Below are 13,697 nucleotides of genomic sequence, written 5' to 3' on the forward strand. Positions count from 1 at the left end.
CGAACGCTGCCCAGGCAGGTGCGGCTCCTTAGGGACGTCCTTCTCCGCACCACCCAGGATCTTGTTGAGATCTCCCGCGTGCTTGGCATCCGTCTCGGCGGTGTTCTTCGCCACCGTCTTCAACTTCTGGCCGGCCGAATGATAGAAGTCCTGCACCGCCTTGCCGGCATCCTTGGCCAGCGCTGTGCCGAGCTTCTTCGCCGCATCCTCAAGCGCCTTGACGATCTGGTTCGTCATGAGGCGAAGTCCAGCGCCGACAACTTGCCGCCCAACACCTGGGCGTGGCCCGACACTTCCTGCGCATGACCGGCCATCGTCTCGGCGTGGCCCTCCAACGCGGACGGATTGATCTCGAACTTGTCTCCCGCTCCCGCCGTACCGTTCACCCCGAGGATCCCCGACACCTCCTTGAACGCCAGGCCCCCGACGGCCTTGGCCACCACCGCCACCAGCGGCCCGATCGCCGCCTCGATCACCTCACCGATGATGTACTGCTCCAGCTGCTGCTCAAGGAACTTGGTGATCTGCGCGGCAGCCTCATCGATCGCCACCAAACCCACCTCGGCCAGACCGAACGTGGCCACCGCCGCCGCCTGATCGGCCACAAACGTGACGGCCAGCACCGCCAGTTCCTCGATCGCCTGCAGCTTCATCCCCACGATCACATCGGCCGCCGCGTCCAACGCCGTCGCCACCGTGTGACACGTGCTCACCAGATCCGACATATGACTGGACGACAGGTGCGCCCAGCTCGACACCAGCGCGTCATACGAACCGCCCTGGTAGTCGGCCGCCATGTTGGTCACCGTGGCGGTGGCCTTCTGATGCGTTCCGTCCACATTGTCCGCGAACTCCCGCACATGGTCCGCAAAATGGCGGACCTTGTCCTCGTTCACATTCGGCCAGTTCACCCCGATGAACTGGAGCATCGCCGCCACTTCGCTGGGCAACATGATCGCCACCGCGAACCCCCTCCCGAACCTGTACGCGCCACGACGGTAACTCAGACGTGTGACATCGAGGGATGGTTTCGAACGGGGTGCCAACTATGTGCACAGAGCCCGGTGGCCCCCGTACCGTCCCCCCCGCCGGCCTGGAAGCTACGCTCGACTTCGTCTCCGCAGTGATCCTGCCGGCTGACCGTCATGGCAGCGGTTCGTCACATAGCGACTGGGAAATGGAGACCTCAACATGCGCCCCTACGGGAGCCGTTCACCTCTTCGGGAAGGCCCCGCCAAGGAAAGCTCCACGACCCTCACACACGATGTAATACACTTCGGCCATGGATGCACAGCGCCCCGGCAAGACCCGAGTCACCAGTGTCTCCTTGCGCGCCGAGACCCTGGAGGCGATCCGCGCGCGCGCCGGCAAGCAGGGCGTCTCCTCCTACATCGAGGAGGCCGTGCAGCGGCAGCTGCAGCGAGAAGCCATCGACGAGTACATCGCCGCCTCCGAAGCCGAGCACGGCCCGGTCGATCCGGCCGAGGTGGCGGCCAAGGCGGAGAGAATCCGCGCACACCACGCCGCTCACCGTGGGGAAGCTGCTCCGGCCGATGCCGCGTGAGCGGCACTCTCGTTCTCGACAGTGAGGCGCTCTCCAAGCTCTCCCGACGGCACCGCGACATGACCGTTTGGCTGGATGTCGCCCGCACACTGGATCTTCTTGTGGTGACGAGCGCGGCCACACTGGTGGAGGCGCGTGATCCCAAGGTCCCGCAGGCGGCTTTCGACCACGCCGTGTCTCTGGTCAAAGTGCGGCCCATCACCGAAGAGGTCGCCCGCGCTGCAAGCAAGCTGCTCGCCGTCGAGGGACTTCACGGCCACAAGTACGCCGTCGACGCCATGCTCGCCGCCACCGCCCACCTGGAGCACGGCGACGTGACCGTCGTGACCTGTGGTACCGACGACCTGCGCCGACTGTGCAAACCGCGCATTGCGGTAGAGCCCGTCTGACCCACTCCCTCTTGCTCCTACGGCAGCTTGTCATGCGACGGCAAGGTGGTCGTCATCCACTTCGGCGTCGAGATCCTCCACCTGACCGCCGATACGGGATCCGTAGTACTTGTAGAAAATCGAGAAGGGCCCTTCGCCATTCTGGTCCAGGGCGTACCCGTGCTCCTCCCAGAATTCCTCCATCTCGGCCCCGCTCGAAAAGGTCAGAATGTCCGAGTACTTCGCTACGGGGTCGACTTCGAGGTGCCATCCGCCGTCGAACGAGGAGGCGGCGGGCTCCCCGTTCAAGTAGAGCGCCGGCCACCGCTCGTACTGGGCTCGGACGAACCGGACGCTTCGTTCTTTGAAAGATGAATCAATCAGGAATTGTGCCAAATCCCGTGACGTCCATCGGTCCCCTCCGTCGGGTCGTGTGCCGGAGCTAGCCTGACCAGCCCGATGTCGGCTCATGATAGGTGTCGAAGCCCTTGGGGATCCACAAGTCGTCGTTCAGGATACTTCGTGAGAACTCGTCCGCCGCAGGGTCGGCCGAGGTGACGATCGACACGAGAAAAAACTCGGACATGACCAGTTCGGCTCCCAGCGAGGCGGACATCATGTCAGCGTCACATTCTTCGGCATATCCCGTGATCATCGATTCCCTTTCATGAGCAGTGGATCGGCACCAGCAGACCATCAGGCCGGCCTGCACGGTCACAAGTACGCGATTGGTGGGACCGTCGCTGAGATGGCGCTCCGCCAACCCGGACCGGTGGCGATGCTGACCTCGGATGTCGATGACATGGCAAAGCTCTGCGGCAGCAGAGTTCGGCTCGTCGCAATCTGAGCCGGAGCTGGGCTCGGACACTCTGGACGGGCGTTTCCGCAGCTCAGCCTGCGATGGGCGAACGAGGCGGACTGAGCGGAGCGGTGGGTCGACGACCGCGATGCGGGGGCGGGTTTGCGGCACGCGGCTGGTGCGGGCGCGTGACCGCGGGCAGTCGGGGTTGGGTGAGCGTCTCGACGCCCGGCGGGAGGGCGGTCAGCCGGCCGCCACGACGCCGTGGTCGGCGGCGGCGGTTCGGGCGAAGGCCCGGGCGGCCGGTGAGGCGTGGGCGGCGGCGAGGCGGCGGAGGCGGTCGGTCTCGGTGGCGAAGTCCAGTTCCTCGCCGCCGGCGGCCTGGACGGGCGCGGCGGGGACGACCGGGGTGTGGCCGGCCCGGCGGAGGGCGGCGGCGGCGCGCAGCCAGCAGGCCTCGTCGAGGGCCGCCCGTTCGGGACCGGCCGGGGCGCTGGCCGCGGCCGCGGCGGCCGCCCGCTCGCGCAGGTCCGCTCCCGCGTGGCCGGCCAGCACCAGAGCGGCGTCCCGGATCTCGATGGCCAGCCGGTGCAGCCGCAGCCGGGGGCTGCGCCCGAGCGGCTCGGTGAGCACCACCTCGGGCACCGCCGCGGTGAGTTCCCGCCAGAGCGGCAGCAGTTGCCGTGCCGTCCGGTGGTCCCGCAGGTCGCGCAGCGCCACCCCGACGGCCGGGATCACGCTGCCCAGCAGCATCAGCGCGATCGAGGCCCAGTCGATCCGCAGCAGCCGACGCTCGCCGATGAACATCGGCAGGCCGGCCGCCTCGAGGGCGATCTGGCAGATCCGCAGCATTGCGTAGCCGAAGCCGGTGGCGGTCCCCAGGGCGAGCACCAGCAACCCGGCCCGCAGCGAGCGGGTGGCGGCCCGGCGGACGTGACTGCCGAACAGCCAGCTGCCGGCGCCCATGGCCGCGCCGAGGAAGACGGAGACGATCAGCACGTACGGGGCGGCCGCGGTCGGGGCGGGATGGGCCTGGGTGAAGTCCGCCGCCTCGGTGTAACGGCGCATCGTGAAGAAGGCGGCGACCAGGACGAGGTGGGTGGCCGGCAGCAGGACGCGCCGGATCCGGCGCCAGCGGGCGACCAGGTCGGGCCGGGCGGTCTGGGCGCAGAAGGTCAATCCGGCCGAGCTCGCGACCAGGTCGAGCTGGTACCTGAGCAGCGTCGCCAGGTTGTGCACGCCGCTGGTGCCGTCGATCCAGGCGGCGGGCCCCGGGATACCCAGGGTGAGCAGCCCGGCGGTGGCGGCGAACGCCGTCCACAGCGGGCGCTGGTGGGGCGAGCGGACCGCGGCGGGCAGGCGCCAGAGGGTGACCAGTCCCACCAGCACGACGATGAGCAGCTTGTACGGGGAGTAGTCGGCGCCGGTCGGGTCCGCTCCGAGGGGCTGCGCCGCCGAGGGGTGCGTCACTGCGGCCGGACCGGGTGGCCGAAGGCGGCGTCCAGTCGGTCCAGCACCTCGGCGGACCCGCCGTACGGCCTGCCCGCGCCGGCCCGGGTGGCGCGCTCCAGCAGCAGGGTGGCGAGCGCCTCGGCGTCGGCCTCCTGGCGGTCGGTGTAGCCGTTGCGGGCCAGCAGGGCGAGCACCCGGTCGGTGTCGAGGCCGAGCTCCTCGTCCGCGGTCAGTCCGGGGAGCGCTGGGACGTCGGTGGCCGGTGCCCCGTGGTCGAGCAGCATGTGGGAGATCTCGTGGAGGACGATCTGGGTCTTCAGGATGGGGGCGGCGCCCGCCTCGTAGAAGACCAGGTCGACGGCGGGCAGGCCGATCCACAGCCCGCACGGCAGGTCCTGTCCGGCGGCGTTCTGCAGCGGCACCAGTCGCAGCGGGCGGCGGCGCTGCCGGGCGACCGAGTCGCAGAACCGTTCCAGGTGGAAGGGTTTGGGTACCTCGATCCGGTCGACCAGGTCGGTGAACCGGGAGCGCGGCTGTCTGCGCCATCTCATGGCCGGCCCACCCTCTCCGCACCCGGAATGATCGAAGCGTCAGCATAAGCGTTCGGTGCTGCGCCGGTCACGTGCGGCTGCAGCCCGCCAGGTGAAATGTCATGGTCGGTTCGCGTGCGGCCACCTTCACCAACGGAGGGCGACTTCACTGATCGGCGATCGGGCTCAGGACGCCTTCTTGGCCCGCCCCACCTCGGGCAGCCCCTCGACCGCCCGCACCTGGTCGACGATCGCCCGCAGGCCCTTGAGCGCCCGCGGCGACAGCCCGGCGAGCCGGAACGCCACGGCCCGGATGTTGCTGTCCGCCAGCACGTCGGCCAGCTCGTCCTGGCGCGGATCGGCGGGGAGCCGGACCGGCCGACCGCTCTGGGTGGCGGCCGCCTTGAGCTCCCGCAGCCGCGCGTCGACCCGGTCGGCCACCGTGTCGTCCAGGAAGTACGCGGCGGGCACGCCGAAGAAGGCGGCGATCGCCTCCAGCGTCTTGATCGTGGGGTTGGTCTTGGCGCCGGTGCGGATCTGCTGCAGGGTGCCGTGCGAGACGGTGGGCCCGTCCGTGCCGGCCTGCTCACGGATGGCCTGCGCCACCTCGTGATAGCTGAACGGACCGCGATCGGCGGGATGGATCACCTGGAACAGGTGGTCCAGCCTCTCGGCCAGGGAGCGGGGGGCCGGGGTCTGCTCAGCCGAGGGCATCGTCACTCCCTTGTCCGATTGAACCCGTCCGATTGGAGTGGGTGCGTCCAGTATCCACTGAAGTAGACGCAGAAATCGAGGAGGTCCTGGACTTTCCCAGCTCAGCCTCAGCCCATCTTGACCTGCACCCCAGCTGCAACACGGTTGACAGCCTGGGGAGGGTTCAGCGTATGTTCAACTGCGGTCCGTCCAACAAAATAGACGGCCCGCCGGACGGCGCACGGTCACACGGGGGTTGACCGCGCGCCGTCACTTTTTTGCCACGCCCGGTCCGGTCCCCACGGGCACCTGGGAGGATGGACGGGTGACCCAGCCAGACCCGCGCCCCCGCCCCCGCCTGATAGCCACCGACCTCGACGGCACCCTGCTCTGCCAGGGCGGCACGGTCTCGGCCCGCACCGCGGCCGCGCTGGCGGACGCCGAGCGGGCCGGCCTGCAGGTGGTCTTCGTGACCGGCCGCCCGCCGCGCTGGATGCGGCTGCTGGGCGCACACATCGGCGGCCACGGCGTGGCGATCTGCTCCAACGGCGGCGCCGTCGTCGACGTCCGCGGCGAACGGCTGCTGGAGAGCTTCCCGCTCACCCCGGCCGCGGCCGGCCAGGTGGTCGACCGGTTGCGGGCCGCGCTGCCGGGCACCGCCTTCGCCTTCGAGTACCCGACCGGCTTCTCCCGGGAGCCCGAGTACCAGGTGACCATGTGGGGCGATGACGAGCCGCACCTGGTCGCTCCCGCCGAGGAGCTGATCGCCGCCGAGGCCCGGGCCAGCTACAAGATCCTCGCCAAGCACCCCGAGCTGACCCCGGACGACTTCCTGATCCGGGCCCGCGCGGCGGTCGGCCCGCTGGCCGAGATCACCCGCTCCAGCCCGATCGCCCTGCTGGAGATCAGCGCCGCCGGGGTCACCAAGGCCAGCACCCTGGCCCGCTGGTGCGCCGAACAGGGCATCGACCGCACCGAGGTGGTCGCCTTCGGCGACATGCCCAACGATCTGGAGATGCTGGCCTGGGCCGGCGAGTCCTACGCGGTCGCCAACGCCCACCCCGACGTGCTCGCCGCGGTCGCCCAGCACACCGTCAGCAACGAGGACGACGGCGTCGCCCGGGTGATCGAGCGGATCGTCGACAGCGTGGCGTGACCGGCAATACTGTGGCGTGATCGCCAACACCGTGGCCTGACCGGCAACGCCGTGGCATGATCGCCAACCCCGTGGCCTGACCGGCAGCACCCCGGCGTTGTCGTCAACGCCCTGCGCGGTCGTCAACACCCCACCCTCGCACGATTGTTCAGCCGAACCGCCCGTTCACGTAGTCGGCGGTCCGCGGGTCGACCGGGTCGGTGAAGAGCCGCTCGGTCGGCCCGGCCTCGACGATCCGGCCCGGTGTGTCATGGCTCGCCAGGAAGAACGCGCAGGACTGCGAAACCCGCTGCGCCTGCTGCATGTTGTGGGTGACGATGACGATGGTCAGCTGCCCGCGCAGCTCGGCGATGGTCTCCTCGACCCGCCGGGTGGAGGTCGGGTCCAGCGCCGAACAGGGCTCGTCCATCAGCAGGATGTCCGGCCCCACCGCCAACGACCGTGCGATGCACAGCCGTTGCTGCTGGCCGCCGGAGAGCGCGCCGCCCGGGGTGGAGAGCCGGCCGCTCACCTCGTTCCACAGCCCGGCCTGCCGCAGGCTGTCCTCGATCAGCTGCTCCCGTCGATCGTGCCGCCGCCGCCCGAACCTCCCCCGCCGGCAGTGCTGTCGGAGCCGCCGGTGGAACCGCTGGTGCCGCCGGCGCCTCCCGTCCCGGCACCCGCCGTCCCGGCGCCACCGTTGCCGCCGCCGCCCGAACCGCCGCCGCTGCCACCGCCGTTGGAACTGCCGTTGGAGCCGCCGCCCGAACCGCCGCCGCCCGGACCACCGTTGCCGGCGCCGGCCGAGGGGTGGGCGGGGTCGCAGTTCAGCGGCGTGCCCTGCTTGTCGCACGGGTTGGGCTGCGGCGCTTTCTTGAGGATGATCAGGTTGCCCTGGCCGTCGAAGGTCGGGTTGGGGCAGTTGGCCAGGGAGCCCGGGTCGACGTTGCCGTTGTTGCCGGGGATGTGCTGCACCTGCAGCAGGCCGCCGCGCACCAGGCCGCGCGGGATCGGCGAGTAGCCGATCGAGTCGATCCCGCCCTTTCCGGTGGCCTGCCCGCCGCAGAGCACGTAGTCCAGGTACTGGCTGAGCGCGGCGCCCTTGTCGTTGCTGAACCGCGGTGGCGGCGGCATGTTCGGCACCCCGGACCGCGGCACGATCAGGTAGCTGTAGCTGGAGATCGGGTAGGAGCGCGGGTCGGTGTTGGTGTAGACCCCGTCCAGGTTCTGCTGCAGGTAGTTCGGGTCGTTGGGCGACGTGTTGTCGTCCACCCCGCGGATCTTCGCTGCGGTCAGCGCCACCGCCACGTTGGAGGCGGTCGGCAGCGAGTAGTACCCGGCCGGGTTGAGCACAACGGTACGTCAGCCGGACTTCGCACTTCTCGGGCTGCCGACCGGCGTTCAGCCACCGCCCCTCCACGTCACCGCCCCCCCGATGAGCGGCGGTGACCAGGGGCCCCGCGTCACTTCTTCTTGGGGAAGGCGGCGCTCAGCGCGGCGCCTCGGGTGATGAAGGCGGCGCCGACCAGCGCCACTGCGGACAGGCCCTGGAGCACGGCGTACCACGCCGGGCAGAGGCCGGGGACCAGGTCGACACCGATGATCGCGATCGGCATGACGGCGGAGAGGGTGCGCACGCGGTCGAAGGCCTGGTACGACCCCGTCGCAGCGCGGGTGATCATCCGCTGGATCAGCGGGGCGATCGCGAGCAGGACGGCGCCCCGGATGCACATGAACGACGTCACCCCGTGCCCGGCGAACGCCATCACGGCGACCGTCCCGAAGACGATGCCGCTGACCGCACCGAAGAGGGTGACGCACTTCCTCAGCGTGCCGAAGGCCTCCTGGGTCCGCTGGTCGTGGAGCTGGGTCGTCGCGGTCATCGCCATGGTCTTTCCCCTCCGTGTCGTTGTGCCGTCAACGCTACGGAGCGCCCGCACGGCCCGACAGGAGTCTGGCCGCACCATCGGGTGGGGTTAGCCCCACTCAATCAAGGGGCCTCCCGCAGAGGTCGTCAGACGCCGGCCGGTGCCGCCCCCGCACCCAGCGCCGCCCGATCGCCCGCCGCTTCCCGCTGCCACAGCGCCCGCAGGCGGCCGTCCTCTCGTGCCATCAGCTCGTCCCAGCTGCCGCGCTCCGCGACCCGGCCCGCGTCCAGGACCAGGATCTGGTCGACGGCGGCGTCTGCCAGGGGGGCGAGGCGGTGGGTGATCAGCAGGGTGGCCCGGTTCTCGGTGGCGGCGAGGAGGTCGGCCATCAGGGCGTCGGCGGTGGGGAGGTCGAGGTGCTCGGCGGGCTCGTCGAGGATCAGCAGGGGGAAGTCGGCGAGCAACGCGCGGGCCAGCGCGAGGCGTTGGCGCTGGCCGCCCGACAGACGCGCGCCGTGTTCGCCGACCATGGTGTCCAGGCCGTCCGGGAGAGTGTCGACCCAGTCGAGGAGGCGGGCCGAGGCGAGGGCGGCGCGGAGCTCGCCCTCGGCGGCGTCGGGCCGGGCCAGGCGCAGGTTCTCGCGCAGGGAGCTGTCGAAGACGTGGGCGTCCTGGGCGCAGAGGCCGATCAGGCGGCGCACCGCGTCGCCGTCCAGCGAACGGATGTCCACAGCCTGTGGACCGATCCGGACATCGCCCGCCGCCGGGTCGAGCAGCCGCAGCAGCACCTGGGCCAGCGTGGTCTTGCCGGAGCCCGAGGGGCCGACCACCGCGATCCGCCGGCCGGCGGCGATGTCGAGGTCGATCCCGTCCAGCGCGTGGTCCTCCCGGCCCGGGTACCGGGCGCGCAGGCCGCGCACGGCGAGCGGGAACGGGTGGGCCGGGGGAAGGGCGGGGGACGCGGGCTCGACCACCGGATCCGGCGTGTCGAGGACGTCGGTGAGCCGCTCCGCCGCCGCCCGGCTGCGTTCGCGCACCTGGACGGCGGCGGGCAGCCCGGCCACCGCCTCGAAGGCGGCGAGCGGGGCGAGGATGACCACGGCCAGGCAGAGTCCGGAGAGGCGACCACCGGCCACCGCCTGCACCCCGACCACCGCGCACCCGGCCACCGTGAGCCCGGTGAGCAGCGCGGTCAGCCCTGCGCCGAGCGCGGTGGTGCCGGCCGAGCGGGCGGCCAGCCGGGTCAGCCGGGCATCGGCGGCGCGGACGGCGGCGAGTCGGCGCGGAAGGGCGCCGGCGACGGTGAGTTCGGCGGTGCCGGTGCAGGTGTCCACCACGGCGGTGGCCAACCCGCCGCGTGCGGGAGCGTGCTGACGTTCCGTCCGGGAGGCCAGTCGGCCGGCCAGCAGTGGCACCGCGACTCCGGTGAGCAGCAGGCCGAGGGCCAGCACCGCCCCGGCGGCCGGCACCAGCAGCCCGAGCCCCACGGAGGCGGCGAGCGAGACGACGGCGCCCACGGAGGCGGGCAGCCGCCAACGCAGGTACCAGTCCTGCACCGAGTCGACGTCGGCGACCAGCCGGGAGAGCAGGTCACCGCGCCGGAACGCGGGCAGCGCGGCCGGGGCCAGCCGCTCCAGGCGCTGGTGGACGGTGACCCGCAGGCTGCCCAGGGTGCGCAGCACGGCGTCGTGCGAGACCAGCCGCTCGGCGTAGCGGAAGAAGCCGCGCCCCACGCCGAAGGCGCGCACCGAGGTGACCGCCATCATCAGGTAGAGCACCGGCGGGTGCTGCGAGGCCCGGGAGATCAGCCACCCGGAGGTGGCGAGCAGCGCGACGGCGCAGCCCAGCGCCAGCGAGCCGAGCAGCACGGCGAGCCGGAACCGCCGTCGTGGCCGCCCGGCCTCGGCGGTGCGGAAGAGCCGGGAGAGGCGGCGGAGCGGGGTGCCGGTGGTGGGCAGCGGGGTGGCAGGAGACGCCGACGGGAGGTCAGCACCGGCCGCGGGCAGCGGGGTGCCGGTGGCGGGCGGCGGCGGGGCGGCAGGCGCGGGCAGCGGAGTACCGGTGGCGGCCGGCGACGCAGGAACGCCCGCGCCCGACGAGGGAACGGCCGGCGGCGCAGGAACGCCCGCGCCCGACGAGGAGGCGGCGACGCGGGCGCTCACCGCCGCCGGCGGCGACGCGACGGCCGCCACCGGGGCCGCCCCCAGCACCACCCGCTCATCCGCCAGCGCCAGCAGGGCCGGCCGGTGGGCGACCAGCAGCACGGTGCGGCGCGGGTCGGCGGCGAGCACTCGCACCGCGTCCACCACGGCCGCCTCGCTCTCGGCGTCCAGGTTGGCCGTGGGCTCGTCGAGCAGCACCAGCGGGCGGTCGGTCAGCAGCGCCCGGGCCAGTGCCAGCCGCTGCCGCTGGCCGGCGGAGAGCCCGGAGCCGCCCTCCCCCAGCACGGTGTCCGGTGCGGCGAACGCGAGGGCCCCCACCGCACGCAGGGCATCGGCGACCTCCTCGTCCGAGGCCTCCGGGCGGGCCAGCCGGACGTTCTCGGCGACGGTGCCCGCGAACAGGTGCGGGCGCTGCGGCACCCAGGCGATCCGGGCCCGCCAGGAGGCGGGGTCCAGCGAGGAGAGCGGATGCGCCTGCCCGTCGGCCGCGACCACGGTCACCCGCCCGGCCGAGGGAGCCACGAACCCCAGCAGCACCGCCAGCAGCGTGCTCTTGCCGGCCCCGCTGGGCCCGGTCAGTGCCACCGTCCGACCTGCCGCGACCGAGAAGTCGACCCCGTCGACGGCCGCGTCCGTCCGCCCGGGGTAGCGAACCGTCACCCCCTCCAGCACCACCGCGGCCACCGCGGGCGCCGGCACCGCACCCGCGGTGGGCAGCGGCGTCTCCAGCACCGCGAACACCTCGTCCGCCGCCGCCAGCCCCTCGGCGCTGGCGTGGTAGAGGGCGCCGACCTGGCGCAGCGGCAGGTAGACCTCGGGCGCCAGGACCAGCACCAGCAGGCCGGTCTCCAGGTCCATGGACCCGTCCACCAACCGGAAGCCGATGGACACCGCGACCAGCGCGACCGAGATGGTGGCCAGCAGTTCCAACGCGAAGGAGGAGACGAAGGCGAGGCGCAGGGTGCGCAGGGTGGCCTGGCGGTACTCGTCGGTGATCCGGCGGACCGCCGCCGCCTGGGCCTTGGCCCGCCCGAAGACCTTCAACGTGGGCAGGCCGGCGACCACGTCGAGGAAGTGGTGGGAGAGCCGGGCGAGCGAGCGCCACTGACGGTCCATCCGGCCCTGGGTGGCCCAGCCGATCAGCACCATGAACAGCGGGATCAGCGGCAGCGTGCCGGCGATGACGGCGGCGCTGATCCAGTCGGCGCCGAGGATCCGGGCCAGCAGCACGGCCGGGGCGACCACCGCGAGGGCCAACTGCGGCAGGTAGCGGGCGAAGTAGTCGTCCAGCGCGTCGATGCCCCGGGTGGCCAGGGTGACCAGCTCGCCGGTGCGGCGGCCGGCCAGGTACGCCGGGCCGAGCGCGGTGGCGTGCTCGACCAGCCGACCGCGCAGCCGGGACTTGACCCGGGCCACCGAGCGGTGCGCGGCCAGCTCGGTGAGCCAGGCGGCACCCGCCCGGCCGAGCGCCACGGCGGCCAGCCACCCCAGCGGCCAGGCCAACGCCCCGACGCCCTGGCCGCGTTGGAAGCAGCGGACGACGATCTCGGCGATCAGCGTCGCCTGGGCCAGGGTCAGGGCGGCGCCCAGCGCGCCGAGCAGCACGGTGGCGGCCATGAAGCGCCGCGCCGTCCGGGCCTCGGCCAGCAGCCGCGGGTCCACCGGTTTCACGTCAACTCCCCACTCAGTGCTCAGTGCTCAGTGCTCAGTGCTCAGTGCTCGGCCGGCAGGTGGTGCACGCCGATCCGCTTGCGGAACACCCAGTACGTCCAGGCCTGGTAGAGCATCACCAGCGGCGCGAAGACGGCCGCCACGATGGTCATCACCTTGAGCGTGTAGCCGGCCGAGGAGGCGTTGCCGACGGTCAGGCTCCAGGACGGATCGAGCGTGGACGGCAGCACGTTCGGGAAGAGCGCCAGGAAGAGCATGCCGACGGCGGCCACCACGGTCAGCCCGGAGAGGGTGAACGCCCAGCCCTCCCGCCCGGTCCGCAGTGCGGCGAGCGCGCCGACCAGCGCGAGCACCGCCACCACCAGGGCGGCCAGGCTCCAGCCGTCGCCCCGGTGGAGCTGGGTCCAGAGCAGGAACGCGGCCGCCGGCACGATGGTCAGCAGACCGGCGCGCAGCCCGAACGCCCGGGCCCGGCCCCGGATCTCGCCGACCGTCTTGAGGGCGGCGAAGACCGCGCCGTGGAAGACGAAGAGCGACAGGGTGACCAGCCCGCCGAGGATCGAGTAGCCGTTCAGCAGGTCCCAGAACGAGCCGACGTAGTCCTTGTGCTGGTCGATGGCGACGCCGTGCACCATGTTGGCGAAGGCCACGCCCCAGAGGAAGGCCGGCAGCAGCGAGGTCCAGAAGATCGCGTGCTCCCAGCCGGTCTGCCAGGCGTCGCCGTCGCGCTTGTGGCGGTACTCGAAGGCGACGCCGCGCACGATCAGGCAGACCAGGATGATCAGCAGCGGGATGTAGAAGCCGCTGAACAGCGTGGCGTACCAGTCGGGGAAGGCCGCGAAGGTGGCGCCGCCGGCGGTGAGCAGCCAGACCTCGTTGCCGTCCCAGACCGGGCCGATGGTGTTGATCAGGACCCGTCGCTCGGACCGGTCGCGGGCCAGCAGCTTGGTGAGGACGCCGATGCCGAAGTCGAAGCCCTCCAGGAAGAAGTACCCGATCCACAGGACGGCGATCAGCACGAACCAGACGTCGTGAAGGTGCATGGCGAGTTCCCCTTCCGGGCTCAGTAGGCGAAGGCCATCGGACGGTCGGCGTCCTCGTCCGCCCCGGGACCGCGCAGCACCGGGTCCTCGGTGGGCGGCTGCTCCTCGACGTCGGGGCCGGCCTTGGCGTACTTGGCGAGCAGCCGGACCTCGATCACGGCGAGGACCGCGTAGAGCATGGTGAAGGTGATGAGCGCGCCGACCTGGGTGGCGATGCCGACGTTGGGCGAGGCCGAGTCGGCGGTCTTCATCAGGCCGAAGACGCTCCAGGGCTGCCGGCCCATCTCGGTGAAGATCCAGCCGAAGCTGTTGGCGATCAGCGGGAAGCCCATGGTCAGGATGCCGATCCGCCAACTCCACGTGGTGAGCAGCGGGCTCATCTCCCGGGTGCGGGTGAGCATCAGGCGCGGCG

At 71.8% G+C, this 13,697-nt stretch carries 16 protein-coding genes and 1 pseudogene; 4 read left to right on the forward strand and 13 right to left on the reverse strand.

Features of this window, described 5'->3' with window-relative positions; genetic code table 11:
- Both LN042_RS35795 and LN042_RS35800 read right to left on the reverse strand, forming a co-directional pair.
- Positions 1-237: hypothetical protein (locus LN042_RS35795; protein ID WP_372495883.1), on the reverse strand; the 237-nt coding region annotated here is incomplete at its 3' end.
- Positions 234-953: a WXG100-like domain-containing protein gene (locus LN042_RS35800; RefSeq protein ID WP_230055655.1), complete on the reverse strand. Its 720-nt coding sequence runs from the start codon at positions 951-953 to the stop codon at positions 234-236. The genes LN042_RS35795 and LN042_RS35800, both read right to left, overlap by 4 nt.
- A 329-nt stretch (positions 954-1,282) precedes the next feature.
- Between LN042_RS35800 and LN042_RS35805 the strand changes: the two genes are divergently transcribed.
- Positions 1,283-1,564 (forward strand): hypothetical protein, encoded by a 282-nt coding sequence (locus tag LN042_RS35805; RefSeq protein WP_230055643.1) that lies wholly within the window; start codon positions 1,283-1,285, stop codon positions 1,562-1,564.
- Positions 1,561-1,953, forward strand: a complete 393-nt coding sequence (locus tag LN042_RS35810) for a type II toxin-antitoxin system VapC family toxin (RefSeq protein WP_230055644.1) — start codon at positions 1,561-1,563, stop codon at positions 1,951-1,953. Before LN042_RS35805 ends, LN042_RS35810 begins: the two co-directional genes overlap by 4 nt.
- A gap of 30 nt (positions 1,954-1,983) precedes the next feature.
- Here the strand turns inward: LN042_RS35810 and LN042_RS35815 are convergent, their stop codons facing one another.
- On the reverse strand, positions 1,984-2,328 hold the full coding sequence (locus LN042_RS35815) for a hypothetical protein (protein WP_230055645.1): 345 nt from the start codon (positions 2,326-2,328) through the stop codon (positions 1,984-1,986).
- Positions 2,329-2,374: 46 nt separating this feature from the next.
- Positions 2,375-2,548 carry a hypothetical protein gene (locus LN042_RS35820; RefSeq protein WP_230055646.1) on the reverse strand — a complete coding sequence of 58 codons (174 nt, stop codon included), beginning with the start codon at positions 2,546-2,548 and terminating at the stop codon, positions 2,375-2,377.
- Between the two features lie 84 nt (positions 2,549-2,632).
- On the opposite strand from LN042_RS35820, the pseudogene LN042_RS35825 reads away from it, so the two are divergent.
- Positions 2,633-2,779 (forward strand): annotated as a pseudogene (locus tag LN042_RS35825) (DNA-binding protein); the annotation flags it as partial.
- A gap of 195 nt (positions 2,780-2,974) precedes the next feature.
- Here LN042_RS35825 and LN042_RS35830 read toward each other — a convergent pair.
- From LN042_RS35830 to LN042_RS35840, 3 genes are all read right to left on the reverse strand, one after another.
- Positions 2,975-4,201 (reverse strand): MAB_1171c family putative transporter, encoded by a 1,227-nt coding sequence (locus tag LN042_RS35830; RefSeq protein WP_230055647.1) that lies wholly within the window; start codon positions 4,199-4,201, stop codon positions 2,975-2,977.
- Positions 4,198-4,734 (reverse strand): hypothetical protein, encoded by a 537-nt coding sequence (locus tag LN042_RS35835; protein WP_230055648.1) that lies wholly within the window; start codon positions 4,732-4,734, stop codon positions 4,198-4,200. Before LN042_RS35835 ends, LN042_RS35830 begins: the two co-directional genes overlap by 4 nt.
- Before the next feature lie 165 nt (positions 4,735-4,899).
- Positions 4,900-5,427, reverse strand: coding sequence for a helix-turn-helix domain-containing protein (locus LN042_RS35840; protein WP_230055649.1), 528 nt, complete (start codon positions 5,425-5,427; stop codon positions 4,900-4,902).
- Positions 5,428-5,731: 304 nt separating this feature from the next.
- Here LN042_RS35840 and LN042_RS35845 point away from each other — a divergent pair, with 304 nt between their 5' ends.
- Entirely contained in the window at positions 5,732-6,562 is an 831-nt protein-coding gene (locus LN042_RS35845; protein WP_230055650.1) for an HAD family hydrolase, read from the forward strand.
- A gap of 148 nt (positions 6,563-6,710) precedes the next feature.
- Here the strand turns inward: LN042_RS35845 and LN042_RS35850 are convergent, their stop codons facing one another.
- From LN042_RS35850 to LN042_RS35875, 6 genes are all read right to left on the reverse strand, one after another.
- Positions 6,711-7,115 (reverse strand): phosphate ABC transporter ATP-binding protein, encoded by a 405-nt coding sequence (locus LN042_RS35850; protein WP_372495884.1) that lies wholly within the window; start codon positions 7,113-7,115, stop codon positions 6,711-6,713.
- Complete coding sequence (locus tag LN042_RS35855; protein ID WP_308191922.1) at positions 7,112-7,894, reverse strand: substrate-binding domain-containing protein; 783 nt, start codon at positions 7,892-7,894, stop codon at positions 7,112-7,114. The genes LN042_RS35850 and LN042_RS35855 overlap by 4 nt, the downstream gene beginning before the upstream one ends.
- 110 nt (positions 7,895-8,004) lie before the next feature.
- Positions 8,005-8,424, reverse strand: a complete 420-nt coding sequence (locus LN042_RS35860; protein ID WP_230055651.1) for a hypothetical protein — start codon at positions 8,422-8,424, stop codon at positions 8,005-8,007.
- Positions 8,425-8,555: 131 nt separating this feature from the next.
- The gene (gene cydD, locus LN042_RS35865) at positions 8,556-12,242 is read right to left on the reverse strand and encodes a thiol reductant ABC exporter subunit CydD (RefSeq protein WP_230055652.1); all 3,687 of its coding nucleotides are present in this window, start codon (positions 12,240-12,242) and stop codon (positions 8,556-8,558) included.
- 41 nt (positions 12,243-12,283) lie between these two features.
- Entirely contained in the window at positions 12,284-13,285 is a 1,002-nt protein-coding gene (cydB, locus tag LN042_RS35870; RefSeq protein ID WP_230055653.1) for a cytochrome d ubiquinol oxidase subunit II, read from the reverse strand.
- A gap of 20 nt (positions 13,286-13,305) precedes the next feature.
- On the reverse strand, positions 13,306-13,697 hold a 392-nt coding region (locus tag LN042_RS35875; protein ID WP_230055654.1), incomplete at its 5' end, for a cytochrome ubiquinol oxidase subunit I.

Source organism: Kitasatospora humi (assembly GCF_020907985.1).
Lineage (GTDB): Bacteria > Actinomycetota > Actinomycetes > Streptomycetales > Streptomycetaceae > Kitasatospora > Kitasatospora humi.

Coding starts and splice junctions, on each gene's coding strand:
- LN042_RS35800 (WP_230055655.1), bottom strand. CDS start 953: ATGTTGCCCAGCGAAGTGGCGGCGATGCTCCAGTTCATCGGGGTGAAC.
- LN042_RS35805 (WP_230055643.1), top strand. CDS start 1,283: ATGGATGCACAGCGCCCCGGCAAGACCCGAGTCACCAGTGTCTCCTTG.
- LN042_RS35820 (WP_230055646.1), bottom strand. CDS start 2,548: ATGTCCGCCTCGCTGGGAGCCGAACTGGTCATGTCCGAGTTTTTTCTC.
- LN042_RS35835 (WP_230055648.1), bottom strand. CDS start 4,734: ATGAGATGGCGCAGACAGCCGCGCTCCCGGTTCACCGACCTGGTCGAC.
- LN042_RS35840 (WP_230055649.1), bottom strand. CDS start 5,427: ATGCCCTCGGCTGAGCAGACCCCGGCCCCCCGCTCCCTGGCCGAGAGG.
- LN042_RS35860 (WP_230055651.1), bottom strand. CDS start 8,424: ATGACCGCGACGACCCAGCTCCACGACCAGCGGACCCAGGAGGCCTTC.
- cydB (WP_230055653.1), bottom strand. CDS start 13,285: ATGCACCTTCACGACGTCTGGTTCGTGCTGATCGCCGTCCTGTGGATC.